The sequence below is a fragment of the Leptospira kanakyensis genome, assembly GCF_004769235.1.
Taxonomy (GTDB): Bacteria; Spirochaetota; Leptospiria; order Leptospirales; family Leptospiraceae; genus Leptospira_A; species Leptospira_A kanakyensis.
The window spans coordinates 62,644-80,299 of sequence record NZ_RQFG01000018.1; the positions used below are offsets into that span (position 1 = coordinate 62,644).

Below are 17,656 nucleotides of genomic sequence, written 5' to 3' on the forward strand. Positions count from 1 at the left end.
GACCGCGCTTTTCGTTCCAATCCTTCGGATTTCCACTGCAATCGCTGGCGCGGGGTGGGAAACTAACAAGAAAATGGTTATCTTTTTTGACAAAGATTGCAGTGAAACATATGAACGTCGTATTAATTTTTGAACTTCACCTAACGTAGCTCTGGTTATTTGGGAAATGATTTTTGGAGCAATGCCCTTCTTCTTACCTTTATGCCTTGGAAATTTGGATCGGTTGTGGATCGAGTGGTGTACAATACCAAAGCCATCCTTTACCAATTAAAGAATCCGCGTCGGAATAAAAACATATTGGTGATGGGAAATTTTCCAAATATCTCTTACAGCCCAACTCTCGGGCATACAAGTTCCTATTTTAAGCCGGTTTCTTTCAATTGTTTGCGATAGTCTGTTGGTGTAACACTTTTGATACGTTTGAAGGATTCGTTAAATGCTGATTTCGAATTAAAGCCAACTTCAAAGGCAACTGTTAGTATATTTCTTTCTGGATTTGATTTCATTAATTCACATGCTTTTGCAATCCGAAAACCATTAATCCATTGGTTAAAGTTGATTCCTAATGTTTGATTGATGATTGCTGATAATTGATCAGGTCGCAGTTGGAACTTGGAAGCAACATTTTGTAAATTCAAATCTTCATCTAAATATAAGTTTTCTTTTAACAGTGAATATTCGATATCATTTAGAATTTGTTCGGGATTTAGATTTGCGATTCGAAGGTTTGAAATATTTTGTTTTCCAGCATTCAAAGAAAACATAGGAATTTCTTTTGTTTCGTTAATCCTTGCGAATAAAGCAAATTGAAACAATATGATTTCAAAAAAGTTACCATATTGAATGGCATTACGCAAAATAAAATGATCTGGTAATAGATTGAATGCATATAAATTAAATGATACGATAGCAAATAACAAACAAAACCAAGCAATGATGTAATATTTAGCCATTTGGTATTTTTGTAAAAAAATAAAAATGCCAGCTCCCATCAATGTAAACGAAACTAAAATTGCTAAAAAATGAATGATCTGATCACAGATGATGTTTTTAATCAGTAAACTTAATATTGCGTTGGTTACGATCAGAACGGAAAACGTAAATATTGGAATTTTTAATATTGGTAGTCGTTTCGGTAATAATAAAAAACGATTTGAAAATAGTATGACACTAAATAAGGCAATGGAACCAGAAAATACTAGACTATGATCATTCCATTGGATCGAATTTGGCCAGAAATAAATTTTTCCATAACCTGTATAACTGATTTGATACATCCCTGAACAGAATATATAAAAACAATAATACAAAAAACTTGTATTTCTCGTACTCAAAAAGATACTTAAGTTTAGGAGAAATACAACAAACAAAACACTAAAGAAAACTATAAAATGATCTCGAGTTTGGATAACCGATTGAATCATTTCTTCTTTAGTCCAAAGATTTGGTGCAAACAAAAAATTAGAAACCGTATGAGCTTCTATATAGAGAATTTTTTGATTTTTTAATTCTTTTGTATCGATTCGAAAAATTGGGAATGGATGGTTTGGAAATAATGATAATCTTTTGGGATAAATATCACCGTCGAAATTAGTTATTTGGCCTTTTGCCGTATCTTGAACCAACTTGATAGAATCAAAGTAGGCTACTTGATTCTCTAAATATAATTCCTCCGGAATTTCATTACCATTCCATTCGAGCCGAAAATAAACAGGTTCTGTGTAAAATCCTAATTGTAATGGGGAATTTAAGTTAGTCCATTTTAAATGGGAACTGTATTTTAAGTCCTTTATTTCTTGGTTTTGTCCCATAGAATATTGGAATTGAAAATTGTCTTCAGAAATGTTGTTTTCTATTGGTAAACAATTGTATGAAAAACAAATACAGATATAAGTAAGAACCAGAAAAAAATTATTAATCCTGATACAATATGAACTCAGGTATTTCTTTTTCATTCTCCTGATCATCCATAAATGTTAAGAGCTGTCAAAACGAATTCTTTCTGTATCAAATAAGTAACAATGATCTTAGTTAATTTTCATACACTGAAATATTGATATATTAGAATCATTATTGAAAATTTGAACTATAGAAGGTTGGAATTTAATAAAAACTCAAACCTTCATTCTAGATTTGATTATCCGCAGCTACTACGGGGAACTATAGTTGCTCCGCCACCACCAGTATGTCTTAAACTAATCTCACAAGGAACGTTACCAACAGTAAACGAACGAGGTTGGGTTACACAAACTGACGCGCCTCCTTCTCTCACATATCCATAATAGTAATAAGGAACCGAGTTTGTGTTGGGGGAGGGCACAAAATCAAGGTATTTAGAATAGGTGCCGTTTTCAATGTTTGTCGTTTCTACTGCGGGTTGTGTACAAGAAGAATCATTATATAGACCTGCTCTTGTTGCAGTAGCACCACTTTCATTAAAAAATACGACTTGCGCAGGTGCAGTTGAAGTTCCAGTTACCAAAGCGGTTAACATACTTGTCTCTTCACAATCTGATTCCGACTGTTCACCAATTGGTAAAACAGAAATAGATTTAGTTTTTTGGTTAGTCTGACTATTGGTTGTAGTTGCGGGTATGTAGGCAAAGCAACTTTTCTTTTTTTCGCAATTGGAAAATATAATTTGCATTCCTAATAAGATGCATATACCATTTAGTAGATATGGATGGGTTTTTAAGATTTGGATTGTTTTGAACATTTCTTTTTCCTTTCTGTTGTTGGTGTTTAATTCTTTCCTCAATTATGAATTGCTAATGAATTGATGAAAGAGTCTAACTAAGACAAACGATCAAAGGAAAGTGTAGTCAATTTATTTCATTAAAATTGAATTTCTTGGTTTCAAAAAAGTGAATCACTTTTTATTCAATTTTTTTTGGAAATCAGAACGGAATCATAAATCCGGTCGATTGAATTTGCTCTTGCTTTATGTTTCGCAAAAGAAAGATGATCCAGTTTTAAATTTTCTCTAATAATTCTCAAACAGCTTTATCATAGCATTAGAAACATTAACAAATATTTAACCATGCCAAACACTGCCGAAGAATACATCCAATCCTTACCAGAAGATCGAAAAGAATCTTTCATCAAACTTCGAAACATCGTTAAAAAAAATCTCCCCAAAGGTTTTGAGGAAACCATCCAGTACAAAATGATTGGATTTGTTGTTCCCAAAAAAACTTATCCTGCTGGTTATCATGTCACTCCGGAGCTTGCGCTTCCCTTTCTCCATATTGCATCTCAAAAGAATGGGCTTGCTCTCTATCATATGGGAATTTATACCGATTTACAATTACTCAAATGGTTCCAAAAAGAATATCCCAAACATTGTAAAACTAAACTGGATATGGGAAAAAGTTGTATTCGTTTTAAAAAGTTAGATGACATCCCTTGGAAGTTGATTGGAGAACTGGTATCGAAGATGGGCCCCAAGGATTGGATTCAGATTTACGAAAAAAATCTGCCAAAGAAAGTAACTTCTAAAAAGAGTTAGGTAGGATGACCTTTTCGTTGTATCTCTCTGCTCGCTGGGTATTTCAAGATATGGTGATCAACCTATAGTTGACATATCTTTTTAATCTTTAAAAATTATATTTATGAAATCCTTACTTAGACTATTTAGTTTAGTTTTTTTGGTAACTTTGTTTTCCTGCGTTTCCTCTATCGAAAAACCAGACAGCTATAGTAAAATTTCGCATTGGCATAGATACCAACATTTCCTCCCAGACTACCTAAGGTTTAAAAAGAACAATCTACCCAAAGAAGAATTTGTCACCATTATGGATTACCAAGTTCATGTGGATCGATACATAAAAAAAGATGCCGACTGCAAAATCATTCTCATCCATGGAGGTGGAGGAAACGGACGGATCCTTGGAACGATTGCTGTTGGATTAGAGTCTCTTGGTTGTGAATGGGTGGCTCCCGACTTACCAGGTTTTGGTCTTACAAAAATTCCTGATGATAAAAGATATGTTCCTTATGAGGATTGGGTTTTGGTATTAAATGAATTCATTCAAAAGGAAAAACAGAGAAATCAAAAGTTGATTTTGTTTGGGCTCAGTATCGGTGGAATGCTTGCTTATCAAACAGCTGCTTACAATGGTGAGGTGGATGGACTGATCGCAACAACGCTTGTCGATCCAAGAAATTCAAAAGTGCGAGATGCAATCGCCTCTAACCGGTTTTTCAGTCGAGTGGGAATGCCAATCAATTCTGTTTTTTCTTTTGTCACCAATGGAATGTATTTTCCCATCAAATGGTTTAGCAAAATGCAATACATTACGAACGATCCAAGTTTTTCAAAAGTCTTTGCTGAAGATCCTTATGCGGGTGGTTCGAAAGTTAGTTTGGGGTTTTTAAATACATTTTTGAACTATAGCCCTAAGTTAGAGCCAGAAAAATTTGAAGTATGTCCCGTACTACTAGCGCATCCAAACATTGACCCGTGGACCCCAAAAGAATTGAGCAAATCTTTTTTTGATCGAATCCCATCTAAAAAAGAATATGTAGAACTCACAGGAGCAGGACATTTCCCTTACGAAGAACCAGGGGTCTCTGAATTAAAGGAATCCATCACAAATTTTGTTGGTCAGTTAAGATCGAAAAAAGATTAAAATAGAAAACAATTTATTTCATAAAAACAAATCGATCAAAGAGATTCAGTAAACTGTTTGAAACTTTGTAAATGTTGGAGGGATTGTTTTCGAAACATGGGTTGTAATAAGAAAGAAAACCATTTCATCGGAGCTTTCAGGCGAAACTCTTGGACAGAAGTATAACGGGTTAGATTGGGAGAGACCGCTTCAAATTGGTTTTGTACTAAATTCCAAATCCCACTGATTTCGTAAGTACCAGAAAATTCTTTCGGTAAATTTCGAACGGTAATGGTTTCTTCCATTTCCATTTTTCGGCCATTGTGGTTGAAAGTCAGTTTGGATTTGGCACCCGGTTGGCCGGGGGTTCCAGAGATAGGTTCAAATGATACTAATCCTGTCATCCATCGTTTCAAACTCTCTGGGTCATCAAATGTTTGGATCACAAAGTCTAGTGGTTTATTGATATCGATGGAAACCGTGTATTTCATAGTTCCCAGATGATATATCCCTTCCTCTCTTAAGTCAAGTAGGGAACCACTAGTTCCATTTACTTTTGATGGTAACGTGTAATTGAATGATACGGATCTCTAAAAACTCACCATCACACCCAAATAAATTCCTCGAAGGGTATCAAAGTTTTCTGATTTTTTTGGGAGGTTCCATTCCCAATTGCCAGTGAGGGAAGGATTTTGTGATCCTAAGTTTTCTGTACTGCGACTGAGTTGGATTTCGTTGTAGTTTAAATAAGAGAATTTAGAAACAATCAGATTGTAACCCACAAAGAATTTCATATTAGGATGAAAGGAATAGGAGAGAGAACCATCCAATTCATAACCTCGAAAGATTCCTCCTGTTCCGGCGGTGGATAAAGAATATTGGAACCGGTCTTCCATTAGGTTTGGTTGTTTGAAAAATCGAGTGCCTTGTGTGTAGAATACATCCATTGTTAGGCGAATTGCAAAATCATAGGGAAGTTGGTAGATACTTTGAACTGAGACTTGTGGACCGTAGGTGAAAAAGTATTCTTTAAAGGTTCCTTGGCCTAAATAATTTCCATAAAGATATCGGTTGATATTTCGAACCCCACCTCCCAGATTCAGTTTCAAATCTTTAGTAGGCGTAAAGGTTTTGTAAAGGTTCAGTTCAAACTCAGACCTTGCCATCGGCGAAAGATAAAACCGAGAGAGGTTCCCTCCTTGGGCTGATTGTTGGTAAAGTAAGGTGTTTGCATTTACGATTTCAATTTCGAAATAAGAGAGTTCCAGTTTGAATCCCTTTTCTAAGTTTTCATAACTGAATAGAAAAGGAATGAGAACCTTTCCATTTTCCTTCAGAGCCGAACTGGAACGTGTGGGGACAATGGATTCGTTTTTATCAGTGAGAGAACTGTATTCATACGGTAGGTATTGGTAGGTTTGTCTTTTTAAGAGCAAACTCCATTCCGATTTTTTACTGTTTCCTTCTGGTACGGGCCTTTCTGTTTCCCGACCTTCACCCTCAGCAAAAACCATGGAAGAGACAGAAACAAGGAATATGTAGATTAGGTTCTGTTTCATTTTCCTTTGTTATAGACTGATTTTAGAAAATGGAAACGATTTTTTCCATTTGGATATTTGTAATCTTCTGGGTGTTTCCAACAGTCCCTGCAAAAATTCATTTACGAAAGGAGGAATCCCTCGAAATTAGAAGTTATAAATAGAGGTTACCATGCCAGAGTTTTTTTACGCCGATCCTTTTCCTTTAAACGGGGACACCACCGAATACAAATTACTCACAAAAGATTATGTGAGTACAGTTCCCTTTGGTGATAAAGAAATTCTAAAGGTGGAACCGGAAGGACTTACCTTCCTGGCTGAAAAGGCAATGGAAGATGTATCCTTTTATTTAAGAACTGCACATCTTACAAAAGTTCGTAAAATTTTAGATGATCCTGAAGCAACACCAAATGATCGTTTTGTGGCAATGGCCTTACTCAAAAATGCGGTAATTGCTGCAGACAAACAACTTCCCTCCTGCCAAGATACAGGAACAGGGATTGTGATGGCAAAAAAAGGCGAGTATGTGATCACCGGTGGCGATGATGCAGAGGCACTTTCCCGTGGAATTTATAATACCTATGTCAATCGAAACTTACGTTATTCACAAGTGGTTCCTCTCACAATGTATGACGAGGTCAACTCTGGTTCCAATTTACCTGCTCAGATTGATATTTACTCCACTCCTGGTGACAAATACAGTTTTTTATTTTTGGCAAAAGGAGGCGGGTCGGCTAACAAAACCTATCTTTTCCAAGAAACAAAAGCACTTCTCAATCCGGCTTCTCTCGAAAAATTCATAACTGAAAAAGTATCCAACTTAGGAACAGCGGCTTGTCCTCCTTACCATATCGCTGTTGTGATTGGAGGGACTTCTGCAGAAGCCAATCTTAAGACCGTAAAACTAGCGTCAGCTGGTTATTTGGATCATTTGCCAACGAAAGGTGACAAGTTTGGTTCTGCTTTCCGGGATGTGGAACTCGAAGAAAAGATGTTACTTGCGGCTCAAAAATCGGGAATCGGAGCTCAGTTTGGTGGCAAGTATTTGGCTCATGATTTTAAAGTCATCCGCCTCCCACGTCATGGTGCTTCTTGCCCAGTGGGACTTGGTGTGAGCTGTAGTGCCGATCGTAACATCAAAGCAAAAATTACAAAAGACGGAATCTATCTAGAAAAACTAGAATATGATCCTTCTAAGTTTTTGCCAACCATTGATGAAGTGGATTCAAATACTGAGTCTGTACATATCAATCTCAACCAACCAATGCCTGAGATTTTAAAAGTCCTCACCAAGTATCCTGTAAAAACACGTGTTATGTTGTCGGGCCGTCTCGTTGTGGCTCGTGACATTGCTCATGCTAAGTTAAAAGAAAAATTAGATAAGGGCGAACCTCTTCCTGACTATTTTAAAAACCATCCAGTGTATTATGCAGGCCCTGCCAAAACTCCTGAAGGAATGCCTTCGGGTTCTTTTGGTCCAACGACTGCAGGTCGTATGGATAGTTACGTCCCTCTTTTCCAAGAAAAAGGTTATTCCATGATTTCTCTTGCCAAAGGGAACCGTTCTAAAGTGGTTACCGATAGTTGCAAAAAGAACGGTGGGTTTTATCTTGGATCCATCGGAGGACCTGCCGCCCTTCTTGCGAAAGAAAATATCAAAAAGGTAGAAGTCCTCGACTTTCCAGAGTTAGGTATGGAAGCCGTTTGGTCGATAGACGTGGAAAACTTTCCTGCCTTTATCGTGGTGGATGATAAAGGAAATGATTTTTTCCAAATGTTGAATTAAGTTTATATTTAAATTCACAGTTTTCGTTGGATCAAAAATTCGAAAACCGTACTAAGTGTACGGTAAAAAAATTTTGAAACCGTACAAGGTAAGGCAAATTGAGATGTGTAAAACAATTAAACAGAAAGTGAAATTTAAAGCCTCACCTATGACAATTTACCAATGCATTGCTGATTCGAAGAAGGTCACTTCACTCACTGGGGAAGCGGCCACAATCAGCAAACATATCGGTGGTACGTTTTCCACTATGTCTGGAAAAGTTTCCGGAATCATCGTCGATCTTGCTCCTTCAAAACGAATTGTCCAAGCTTGGAGAAGATCCGATTTTCCCGAAGGAATTTTTTCGATGGCATCCTTCACCTTCAAAGAAACTTCTGAAGGTGGAACTGAGGTTGTACTCACGCATCGTGGTGTTCCGAAGGAACTTATCCCTGATATAGAAGAAGGTTGGCGCCAAAACTATTGGGATAAGATTCGGAATGCGATCAAAACTTTAGTTTAAGAGAATCGAACCAAGGAAAGGAATACTTCCCTTGGAACGAATCATTTTAGATTTCACATTTCATTTGAGAAAAACCAAAGGAAATGGATTAAAATTGAAAACGTTTAACTTCGTTTTTTACCCAAAATCAAATAGTTCTTTTTCAGAAATTCGAAGTCTTTCTCTGTGTTCCAATCTCTAACAAATACGTGATGGTTTGGATCAAAATGATCCCCATCCTGCCATTGTTTGAATAAACTTGGATCTCCTCCCAAGCTGTTGATGATGGAAACTGCCACTTCTGAATCGGATTCCATAAAAATTTTGTTTAATGATTCTAGTCCTTTGTTTACGAATACTGCCACCGAACAATTTGAAGATTTGATAATTTTTTTAATTGGGCCTTTGTTAATTTCTTTCCATGACTCTACGTTAGGTGATCCTAATATCAAAAGATCTGGTTTGTATTCATCTAACTGTTCCCATAGGGCTGTTTCAAAATTTTCGGATGAGGAAAATTGAAAGTCCACAGGGATTCCTTCATTTGCAGAAATAAATCTAATATTTTCGAAGAGTATGGACATTTCATACTGAGATTGTTCAATATCAAAATTATAGTTTTGATTTACATGAAAAGTTCTGAAATTTGCGTTTGGAAAAATTTTATAACAAAGTTTTACCAAATCAATGCCTGTTTTGGGTCTGGCAAAGGCGATCAAAATTTTGGGATGAACACTTTGACCTGAGTTTTCCAAAACAGGGACAATATCAGGACTACTTTTCTTTTTGAAAAGTTTTTGCACAAGGTTGATGGCCGGGCCACTCATTGCCGTTGTAACCAAAGCCATAATCACCATAATGGTGAATAATTCTGGCCCGATGATTCCCATTTCTAATCCAATGTTTAAAACTATGAGTTCCATAAGTCCTCGAGTATTCATGAGGATTCCTATGATTAGAGAATCTTTCCAGGACTCACCCAAAAACCTGGCGGAAATGGTACTGCCACCTAACTTACCGAAAATTGCTACAAACAGAATCAATAAACAAATCAAAAATAAATTTGGATCTGATAAAAGACCAATTTGAGTTTTTAAACCAGAGTATGCAAAAAATAAAGGTAGAAGAAAGATTACACTTACATCTTGGAATTTGTTAATGATGATTTTTCTAATTTTATGATTTGCTGGGATCGTAGAACCAGCGATAAACGCTCCAAACAATGAGTGGATCCCCATTGATTCAGTAAATAAGGATGAAAAGGTGAGCCAAATAAAAAGAAAAAATACAATGTAATTTGGTAAAAAATCGATATTCTCTAATTTCGAAAGACTACTCGCAAACCTTGTTCTTACATATTTGAATGCCAAATAAAGAAAGAGAACCACTCCCAAAAAACAAAGTAAAACTCCGGACATGGAATCCGAAGAAGTGAGCCCTAAAATCAAAGCCAAAATCAACCATGCCGTGACATCATCCGCTGCGGCACATGTGATGGCGAGAACTCCCGATCTCTCCGTATTTAATTTTTTTTCCTGAATGATCCGTGCTAACACAGGGAAAGCTGTGATCGACATGGAGATACCCAAAAAAAGACTGAAGGATAAAAATGAAACTTTTTCTGGTGCTAGTGTTTCAAATAAAAATAAAGAAGAAATCACGCCGAGTAAAAAGGGAAACATGATCGATACATGGCTGATGACAACAGCGGTATGTAAACTTCCATGTAAATTTTTCCAGTCGGTCTCTAATCCGATGAGAAACATGAAAAAAATCAAACCCACTTGGCTAAGTAATTTTAATGAACCCATGGAAGAGGCGGGGAATATCATTTCTGAAAATTCTGGTGCCAACATACCAAGTAGTGAAGGCCCTAGTACCAAACCACCAGTGATTTCTCCGATCACGCTGGGAATTCTAATTAACGAAAACAAAAACGAAAAGATTTTGCATGTAACAAGGATTAGTAGAATTTGCAGAAGCAATCGCCCAAAGGGAGATTTTAAATGCGCAACAAAGCCGACTAAAAAAGAAGAGAAGTTTAATTCCAAACTCAAAGGATTTAAACCATGATTGAGTGGGAAATACAACTGACCGAGGTAAAAAACAAAAGCGAGTGCGCTGAAAAAAACAGCTACCGCTAGGGCGTAGAATAGTGAGGACTTCATAAACTTCCTTCCTTACAAAAAATAGTTTGCGGAAGGTGATTTACCTTCCCTCAAAGTCGCCGAGGTTAGCTGTCGGGCTAGGATTGAGAGATATCCTCTGCAATTGCAGTACGCCCCAAAATTTGGTTCCCCCGTCTCTATAAGAGCTAGACAAGGGCAAATAAAAAGAATGGGATAAAAAAGTCAATCACTTTATTAAGAAAGATATGTATTGCATTTTATAAGTCGGTATATTATGATATACTAATTTACGGTTTTGTTTGATCTTTAAAAGGAAAAACTACTCTTGAGGTGAGATCATCTCTTCCGGTTTCACCCATTCGTCAAACTGCTCAGCCGTGAGGATTCCTAATTTGATTCCTGCTTCTTTTAGGGTAGAGTTTTCTTTATGAGCGGTTTTCGCAATTTTGGCCGCTTTGTCATATCCAATATGTGGATTGAGTGCAGTCACAAGCATCAGTGACCGGTTTAAGTTCTGATCGATGGTTTCAAGGTTTGGTTCTATTCCTCGTGCGCAATGTTCTTCAAAAGATACGGTTGCATCCGCTAACAGACGTATGGAATTGAGAACATTAAATATAATCAGTGGTTTGAATACATTCAGTTCAAAATTACCGGAAGATCCTCCTACATTCACGGCAACATCATTTCCAATGACCTGTGCGGCAACCATCGTCATGGCTTCCGATTGTGTGGGATTAACTTTTCCTGGCATAATGGAAGAGCCGGGTTCGTTTTCGGGAATGGAAATTTCTCCAATCCCTGCGCGTGGGCCAGAGGCCAACCACCTGATATCGTTTGCGATCTTCATCAGAGAAGAGGCAATGGTTTTCAAAACTCCACTGACTTCGACTAACGAATCATGTGCGGCGAGTGCCTCAAACTTGTTTTCTGCGGTGATAAAAGGAAGTCCTGTTTCTTTAGCAATCGCAGCGGCAGCTCCCGCTGCAAACTCAGGATGGGTATTGAGTCCTGTTCCCACAGCTGTTCCGCCAAGTGCCAATCGGTAAACAGAAGGTAAGACCCGTTTGACTCTGTCTATGGAATACGAGAGTTGTTGTACATAACCCGAAAACTCTTGCCCTAATGTGAGAGGAGTGGCGTCTTGTAAATGGGTTCTTCCGATTTTGATGATGTTTGTAAACTCTTTCGATTTTTGATCTAAGGTATCATGAAGCGATTGTAAGGCGGGAATGAGTTTGTGAACTAATTGTTCGGCACAAGCAATGTGCATGGCTGTAGGAAAGGTATCGTTTGAACTTTGTGCTTTGTTGACATCGTCATTGGGATGGATGGGATTTTTGGAACCCATAGTTCCGCCTGTCATTTCAATGGCACGATTCGATATGACTTCGTTCACATTCATATTGGTTTGTGTTCCCGATCCTGTTTGCCAAATGACAAGAGGGAAGTGGTGATCCAAAGTACCTGAGATCACTTCTTCCGATGCCTTGATGATGAGTTCTGTTTTTTCTTTGGGTAAAATTCCGAGTCCATGATTTGTGATGGCTGCGCACTTTTTTAAAATCCCGAGAGCCCGAATCATTTCTCTGGGAAATTTATCATTACCAATATGGAAGTGGTGGAGGGAACGTTCGGTTTGTGCACCCCAATAACGAGAGTTTTCTACTTCAATTTCACCCATAGAGTCGGTTTCGATTCTTGTTTTCATATTCCCTCGCGAATCAATAGAGATACATTCTATTCATTATGTAGACAGAGTTTGTTTGGAGAATCGAAAAATAAAAAGGTATGAAAGAGAAAATGATACTCTCCCGCATAAGATTTTCCGGGAGAGTTTTGTTTTAGAAAATTAAAACGGTTGGTAAAATGCTAGGTAAGCTGCCGCGAGTCCCAAAAGCGGAAATACAAACCAAAGGATTTTGGCAAATTTTTCTTTTTTGGAAGCCATTGCTAAAAGTCCACCAAACGCAAGCCAGATGACGATTTTTAAAATCACCCAAACTGGAAGTGCGGAATGAGAAATTCCTCGAAACTTCATCAGGCCAAATCCGGCAACGATGATGAGTAGGAGGGCTACTCCATGAGTGATGGCCGCCACAGTTTTGAATTTGTTCTCCGATTTTTTTCCCCCGTTGACGGTGTAGAGAGTGATTCCCCCGAGCGATAAAAATAAAAGATACATTCCGAAAATATGGATGAGTTTATAAGCTTCGTATGACACAAAAGTCTCCTTGTTTCTGTTCTATCCTTTCAGATAGAATCATTCCAGGCGAGATTTTTCTCTTTCCCTAAGGGGAAAAAGAACTAGGATTTAGAAAATGGAACCGACGAAATCAGAAAACTTGAGAACCGATCTCAGTAATATCAATACAAACAAAACATTACTTGCTTTAAGAGGAATTCCTGGTTCCGGAAAAACTAGTTTGGCAAAAGCCCTTTCTCTTACGAATGGAGCCCCTATCTTTTCGATTGATTCCTATTTTGAAAATGAAGTTGGTGAATATCATTTTGATTATCAAAAAAATCATTTAGCATACAAAGACTGCGAATCCAAAACAAAACAAGCTCTCGAACATGGTGTTCCTTTTGTGATCGTGGATAATACATTTACTTTGGATTGGGAACTTTCACCTTACACTCAATTGGCGAAAGAATTTGGATATAGATTTCATGTTGTGACTGTGGAGAACAGGCATGGTGGAAAAAATGTACATCAGATTCCAGATGAACAAATCGAGAAGATGAAAGCAAAGTATCAGGTGGTTTTGTAGGGGGGGATTGGGCTTGACATTTCCTTACTTTTTCTATTAATGTAAGGTATGAAGCTGAGATCAAAAATAACTTCAAAATATCAGATAACGATACCTAAAGAGATTAGAGAATCGTTAAAACTTTCAATGGAAGATGTGATTGAATGGTCAATTGATGAAAAAGGGATTCATATCGAATCAGCAAACAAACCCTTTTTGGAATATAAGGGGTTTCTCAATCAAGGATCCTCTGATATTAAATCAGATATAGGAAAAGCCTGGAAAGAAAGGGCAAAAAGATATTCAAAATGAAATTGATTTTAGATACAAATTGTTACATTTCGTTTTTGAATCAAAGAAATTTAGAACAACATACAAAGATGGTGCAATTTTGGAACGAGGTATCTCGTTTGGAACATGAAGTCATTTTGACTTCACATAATATTTCTGAAATAGTCTTTGTATTCAAAAGTATTTACTCTATTGAACAAAACAAAATCAATCAAATGATAAGAGACTTGATTGCAAATCCAGGTGTAAAATATGAAGCAGCTTATGATCCAGACCTAATATTCCAATTTTGGCCTCACAACATTAAAGATTATGGAGATGCAGTACTTGCGGCAGCCTGTCAAAATTTAGATGCAAAAATTGTTACATTCGATCAGAATTTTTCCAAGTCCTTAAAAAAATTGAATTTGGAAGTGCATTCAATTTAAAATCTACTTATCGAAAAATTTCACCCCTGGTAGACCCCTGATATCATTGTATTGAGTCCAAAGTGTTGCTTTATTTAATTGGGCTGTTGCATAAATGATGCTATCTGCCATTGGAATCGAATTTTCTACACTGATCTTTGCAGCATAAATAGAAATTCTCGAATCCAAATTGATCACCTTGCCGAGTTGCATATGGGCTACAATTTTAAGAGCAAGGTCTTCACCCTTTTCTTTATAAACTTTTTTGAAAATTTCAAATAAAGACAAACTTGGAACAAGCAAGGTTTCCGTTTTTTCAATGGCTGCAGAAAATAAATCCGCTCGATTCGTCCCGCTGAAATACTCTAACCATCCAGAAGAATCGACTACATTTAAATTCAAATTCGATCTCCATCACGATCTAATTTCCTGTCCATACCGGATAACAAACCTTTCAATTTTTTAATGGGTTCTATAGGGATTAACTCCATACGATTTCCTAATGTTATGATTTCGAGTTTCATTCCAGCTTTAACACCAATTTGTTCACGAATTTCTTTTGGAATGACCACTTGAAATTTTGGTGAGACGGTTACTTTTCCCATATCGATACCTCTATCGTATTACTAAATGATGATCGATCATTTGTCAATGGGATAAGATGAAGAAATGGGAAAGAATTTATTTTGAAAAATTCAGTCTAGACAACAAATCTTGAGTATTCGTTTGTGTTTTGGTAATTGGGTTAGATAGAGTTTAAATGGAGGAGGAGAGGTTAGTGTATTGTTTTTAATTCAAAAACGGGGAAGGCAAAAAAAACCGCCGCGTAACCTTAAGTTAAGCGACGGTCTTTTAACAAACTTGGATTATCTCCAGTTGTTTGTTTTAGGTTTTGCGATGTTTACTTTCATCTCACGGTTAAGAATGTTCTTTCCGTTAAGTTCTTTAATTGCGTTATCAGCTTCTTTTCCATCTTTCATTTCGATGAATCCGAAACCTTTAGAACGGCCAGAATACTGGTCAGTGATGATTTTTGCAGAAGTTACTGCTCCGTGTGCTCCGAAAAGCTCACTGAGTTTACCTTCAGTCATATCGTAAGAGAGGTTGCCAACGTAAATGTTTACTGACATAGTTTTTGTCCTGTTTGTTAAAGTTGACTCGGGAATTCTAGATTTACAATCGTCGGAACCCTAAATAGGGATTTTGGGTAAGAACTCCAGAAAAATGCAGGGAAAAACTTAGGAAAGCTACCAGCGTGCAAGCTTGAAAGGACTACTTCGGCGGTGAAAATCAACAATACTCTGAATCTTCTGTCAGTGTAATTACCCTTTCTAAAAAAAGCAATCTGAAAGAAGACCCAGAGAGAAAATTACGAAAAAAGAGAATTCTAGTGGTGGTGGTGTCCGCCTGGACCGTGCACGTGACCGTGTTGTAATTCCTCTTCTGTAGCTTCGCGAATGGACTTAATTGTCACCGCAAAGTGGAGGGTTTCTCCGGCTAACGGGTGATTGCCGTTCAAAATGACATCTGCATCACGAACTTCTTGTAAGTATAGAACCATTCTACCTTCAGGAGTGTCGGTTTGGAATTCCATTCCCACTTCTAACTCTGCTTCCGCAGGAAGTTCCGTTTTGGGAACTTGAAAGATCAGAGCTTCGTTATATGTCCCATAACCATCTTCAGGTGGTACAGTTACATTTTTAGAATCTCCGTTCACTAATCCTTCTAGTTCTTTTTCCAAACCGGGAATGATATTTTGCCAGCCGTGGAGGTATAATAGTGGTTCGTCTGATTGGTCCAGAGTTTCTCCCTGGGCGTTCTTTAGGTGATAGGAAAATCCTACAACCATTCCTTTGCTGATGGTTTTTGACATATTGGTTACAAAGTACCAACGGAAAAAAATACTGCAACCGAATAAAAGGTTGGTACCAAATTGTAATCAAAGAAATTAAACCTTGGAAATATTACATCTATGAATTGGTCACTACTTATTCAAGTTTTAGGTGGGCTCGGGATTTTCATCTACGGGATGAAATTACTAAGTGAGTCCTTACAACGTGTGGCGGGAGATCGGCTTCGTTCCTTTCTTTCGTCTATGACGAGAAACAGAGTTTCTGCTGTTTTCAGCGGACTATTTATTACATCTACAATACAATCCAGCTCGGCAACCACCGTTCTTGTGGTTGGATTTGTGAATGCTGGTTTAATTTCGCTCGCACAAGCCATCGGTGTCATCATGGGGGCCAATATTGGAACCACCATCACTGCTTGGATTGTATCCTTTTTAGGTTTTAAATTTAACATTGCATCGTTTGCATTGCCAGCTGTGGCAGCAGGGGTGATCTTAAATTTTTCACGCAAAGAAAGCAGATCCGGTTGGGGAAGTTTCCTCATTGGATTTGGATTTTTGTTTTTAGGATTGGATTATTTAAAAAGTTCCGTTCCTGATAGTGCAAAAGATCCGGAAAGTTTTCTCTTTTTACAACAATATACAAATATGGGATTTAACACCATATTGTTATTCGTTCTGATTGGAGCTTTGTTAACGATTGTTATCCAATCTTCTTCTGCTTCTACAACGATTACCATTACACTCGCATTCTCCGGTTATATACCAATTGATGCTGCATACGGTATGATCCTTGGTGAAAACATTGGAACAACAATTACGGCAAACCTTGCCGCCATTCCAGGAAATCGAAATGCTAAAAAGGCAGCACTCGCACATACCTTGTTCAATGTGTTCGGAGTGATATGGGCGCTCCTTTTCTTCAAATTTTTCACCGGTATTGTCGATGATTTGATTCCAGGGGATCCACTCACTGATAAAGAATCTACAAGGTTCCATATTTCGCTTTTCCATACAATGTTTAACATCACAAACACTCTCATTCTCATTTGGTTTGTGAATACAATCACCAAAGTGGTGAGTGCCATTGTGGATGGATTTGCTTCCAAAACAGGAAAAGATAAAGATTCCATTCGACTTTTGCAAGCTGGATCTGTGAAAACAACAGAACTTGCGATGGTAGAACTTGTTGAGTTTACTAAAAAAATCATTCGTGATACGTATGATTTCCTTCGTTTGACTGAACAAATTTTATTACAACCTTACGATGCAACTCGTGTCCTTCAGGTATTAAAAAAAGAAGAAGAGTTAGACCAAGTTCGAACAGAGGTTTTGACTTACCTAAACCAAATCCAAGAGACCGGTATTACCGGAAACTATGCGAAAGACGTTTTGGGAATTATGGAAAGAGTGAAGGCTGTGGAAGAAATGGGTGATAACTTTGCATCCATTGCTAGGAAAATGAGAAAATCGTACCGTCAAAAGGTATCCCTGGACAAAACGTTCGGTCATACAGTCAAAGACCAAATTGATTTACTCAAACACCACTACGACATTCTACTTGTGAACTTGGACCAAAGTGAAACTTTCGATATCCTTGGAAACCCGCAGATTCGTAACCAAAGTCGTGAGTATCGTTTCCAAATGATTCGTTCTGTGAAAAAGAATGATTCTAAAGTGAAGAAGAAAAAGTATCAGAAAAAAGACAATTTGATGCCAGCACTTCTTTATCGTGATATTTCTCGTAACTTGGACAATATTTCCAGATTACTAAATGCGGCAATTTATGCGGACGTTTAGTCCGCATTTGTT

At 37.5% G+C, this 17,656-nt stretch carries 19 protein-coding genes, 1 pseudogene and 1 riboswitch; of the genes and pseudogenes, 9 read left to right on the forward strand and 11 right to left on the reverse strand.

Annotated elements, in window-relative coordinates; genetic code table 11:
• Positions 1-35: 35 nt before the first annotated feature.
• A pseudogene (locus EHQ16_RS12780) lies at positions 36-375 on the forward strand (LIC10707 family hydrolase); the annotation flags it as partial.
• Here the strand turns inward: EHQ16_RS12780 and EHQ16_RS12785 are convergent.
• On the reverse strand, positions 357-1,955 hold the full coding sequence (locus EHQ16_RS12785) for a 7TM diverse intracellular signaling domain-containing protein (protein WP_244242072.1): 1,599 nt from the start codon (positions 1,953-1,955) through the stop codon (positions 357-359). The pseudogene EHQ16_RS12780 and the gene EHQ16_RS12785 sit on opposite strands and share 19 nt — an antisense overlap.
• Positions 1,956-2,137: 182 nt before the next feature.
• The gene (locus EHQ16_RS12790) at positions 2,138-2,716 is read right to left on the reverse strand and encodes a hypothetical protein (protein WP_244242073.1); all 579 of its coding nucleotides are present in this window, start codon (positions 2,714-2,716) and stop codon (positions 2,138-2,140) included.
• A 324-nt stretch (positions 2,717-3,040) separates the two neighbouring features.
• On the opposite strand from EHQ16_RS12790, the gene EHQ16_RS12795 reads away from it, so the two are divergent.
• Positions 3,041-3,508 carry a DUF1801 domain-containing protein gene (locus tag EHQ16_RS12795; protein ID WP_135633996.1) on the forward strand — a complete coding sequence of 156 codons (468 nt, stop codon included), beginning with the start codon at positions 3,041-3,043 and terminating at the stop codon, positions 3,506-3,508.
• 103 nt (positions 3,509-3,611) lie between these two features.
• Entirely contained in the window at positions 3,612-4,631 is a 1,020-nt protein-coding gene (locus EHQ16_RS12800; protein WP_135633994.1) for an alpha/beta hydrolase, read from the forward strand.
• A 35-nt stretch (positions 4,632-4,666) separates the two neighbouring features.
• On the opposite strand, the gene EHQ16_RS12805 is transcribed toward EHQ16_RS12800, so the two are convergent.
• Both EHQ16_RS12805 and EHQ16_RS12810 read right to left on the reverse strand, forming a co-directional pair.
• Positions 4,667-5,101, reverse strand: coding sequence for an SRPBCC family protein (locus EHQ16_RS12805; RefSeq protein ID WP_135633992.1), 435 nt, complete (start codon positions 5,099-5,101; stop codon positions 4,667-4,669).
• 99 nt (positions 5,102-5,200) lie between these two features.
• Entirely contained in the window at positions 5,201-6,169 is a 969-nt protein-coding gene (locus EHQ16_RS12810) for an LA_2444/LA_4059 family outer membrane protein (RefSeq protein ID WP_135633990.1), read from the reverse strand.
• Between the two features lie 151 nt (positions 6,170-6,320).
• On the opposite strand from EHQ16_RS12810, the gene EHQ16_RS12815 reads away from it, so the two are divergent.
• Together EHQ16_RS12815 and EHQ16_RS12820 are read left to right on the forward strand one after the other, a co-directional pair.
• Positions 6,321-7,934, forward strand: a complete 1,614-nt coding sequence (locus EHQ16_RS12815; RefSeq protein WP_135633988.1) for a fumarate hydratase — start codon at positions 6,321-6,323, stop codon at positions 7,932-7,934.
• A gap of 127 nt (positions 7,935-8,061) precedes the next feature.
• The gene (locus EHQ16_RS12820; protein WP_244242074.1) at positions 8,062-8,436 is read left to right on the forward strand and encodes an SRPBCC domain-containing protein; all 375 of its coding nucleotides are present in this window, start codon (positions 8,062-8,064) and stop codon (positions 8,434-8,436) included.
• Between the two features lie 104 nt (positions 8,437-8,540).
• Here the strand turns inward: EHQ16_RS12820 and EHQ16_RS12825 are convergent, their stop codons facing one another.
• From EHQ16_RS12825 to EHQ16_RS12835, 3 genes are all read right to left on the reverse strand, one after another.
• Positions 8,541-10,583, reverse strand: coding sequence for a cation:proton antiporter (locus tag EHQ16_RS12825; protein WP_135633984.1), 2,043 nt, complete (start codon positions 10,581-10,583; stop codon positions 8,541-8,543).
• A gap of 39 nt (positions 10,584-10,622) precedes the next feature.
• Positions 10,623-10,746, reverse strand: a riboswitch (cyclic di-AMP (ydaO/yuaA leader).
• A gap of 117 nt (positions 10,747-10,863) precedes the next feature.
• Positions 10,864-12,255, reverse strand: a complete 1,392-nt coding sequence (gene fumC, locus EHQ16_RS12830) for a class II fumarate hydratase (RefSeq protein WP_135633981.1) — start codon at positions 12,253-12,255, stop codon at positions 10,864-10,866.
• Positions 12,256-12,396: 141 nt separating this feature from the next.
• Positions 12,397-12,729, reverse strand: a complete 333-nt coding sequence (locus tag EHQ16_RS12835; protein ID WP_208729526.1) for a hypothetical protein — start codon at positions 12,727-12,729, stop codon at positions 12,397-12,399.
• A gap of 136 nt (positions 12,730-12,865) precedes the next feature.
• On the opposite strand from EHQ16_RS12835, the gene EHQ16_RS12840 reads away from it, so the two are divergent.
• From EHQ16_RS12840 to EHQ16_RS12850, 3 genes are read left to right on the forward strand one after another with little or no spacing between them, the layout of a single operon-like run.
• Positions 12,866-13,318 carry an ATP-binding protein gene (locus tag EHQ16_RS12840; protein WP_135633979.1) on the forward strand — a complete coding sequence of 151 codons (453 nt, stop codon included), beginning with the start codon at positions 12,866-12,868 and terminating at the stop codon, positions 13,316-13,318.
• Between the two features lie 48 nt (positions 13,319-13,366).
• Positions 13,367-13,609, forward strand: a complete 243-nt coding sequence (locus EHQ16_RS12845) for an AbrB/MazE/SpoVT family DNA-binding domain-containing protein (RefSeq protein WP_135633977.1) — start codon at positions 13,367-13,369, stop codon at positions 13,607-13,609.
• A complete protein-coding gene (locus tag EHQ16_RS12850) occupies positions 13,606-14,016 on the forward strand; it encodes a type II toxin-antitoxin system VapC family toxin (RefSeq protein WP_135633975.1) in 411 nt (136 codons plus the stop codon). Before EHQ16_RS12845 ends, EHQ16_RS12850 begins: the two co-directional genes overlap by 4 nt.
• Positions 14,017-14,019: 3 nt before the next feature.
• On the opposite strand, the gene EHQ16_RS12855 is transcribed toward EHQ16_RS12850, so the two are convergent.
• From EHQ16_RS12855 to EHQ16_RS12870, 4 genes are all read right to left on the reverse strand, one after another.
• Positions 14,020-14,397, reverse strand: coding sequence for a type II toxin-antitoxin system VapC family toxin (locus EHQ16_RS12855; RefSeq protein ID WP_135633973.1), 378 nt, complete (start codon positions 14,395-14,397; stop codon positions 14,020-14,022).
• Complete coding sequence (locus tag EHQ16_RS12860; protein WP_135633971.1) at positions 14,394-14,600, reverse strand: AbrB/MazE/SpoVT family DNA-binding domain-containing protein; 207 nt, start codon at positions 14,598-14,600, stop codon at positions 14,394-14,396. The genes EHQ16_RS12855 and EHQ16_RS12860 overlap by 4 nt, the downstream gene beginning before the upstream one ends.
• A 261-nt stretch (positions 14,601-14,861) precedes the next feature.
• A complete protein-coding gene (locus EHQ16_RS12865) occupies positions 14,862-15,125 on the reverse strand; it encodes an RNA recognition motif domain-containing protein (RefSeq protein WP_035983131.1) in 264 nt (87 codons plus the stop codon).
• 257 nt (positions 15,126-15,382) lie between these two features.
• Positions 15,383-15,868 (reverse strand): FKBP-type peptidyl-prolyl cis-trans isomerase, encoded by a 486-nt coding sequence (locus EHQ16_RS12870; protein ID WP_135579545.1) that lies wholly within the window; start codon positions 15,866-15,868, stop codon positions 15,383-15,385.
• A 99-nt stretch (positions 15,869-15,967) separates the two neighbouring features.
• Between EHQ16_RS12870 and EHQ16_RS12875 the strand changes: the two genes are divergently transcribed.
• Positions 15,968-17,644, forward strand: coding sequence for a Na/Pi cotransporter family protein (locus EHQ16_RS12875; protein WP_135633969.1), 1,677 nt, complete (start codon positions 15,968-15,970; stop codon positions 17,642-17,644).
• The last annotated feature ends 12 nt before the right edge of the window (positions 17,645-17,656 follow it).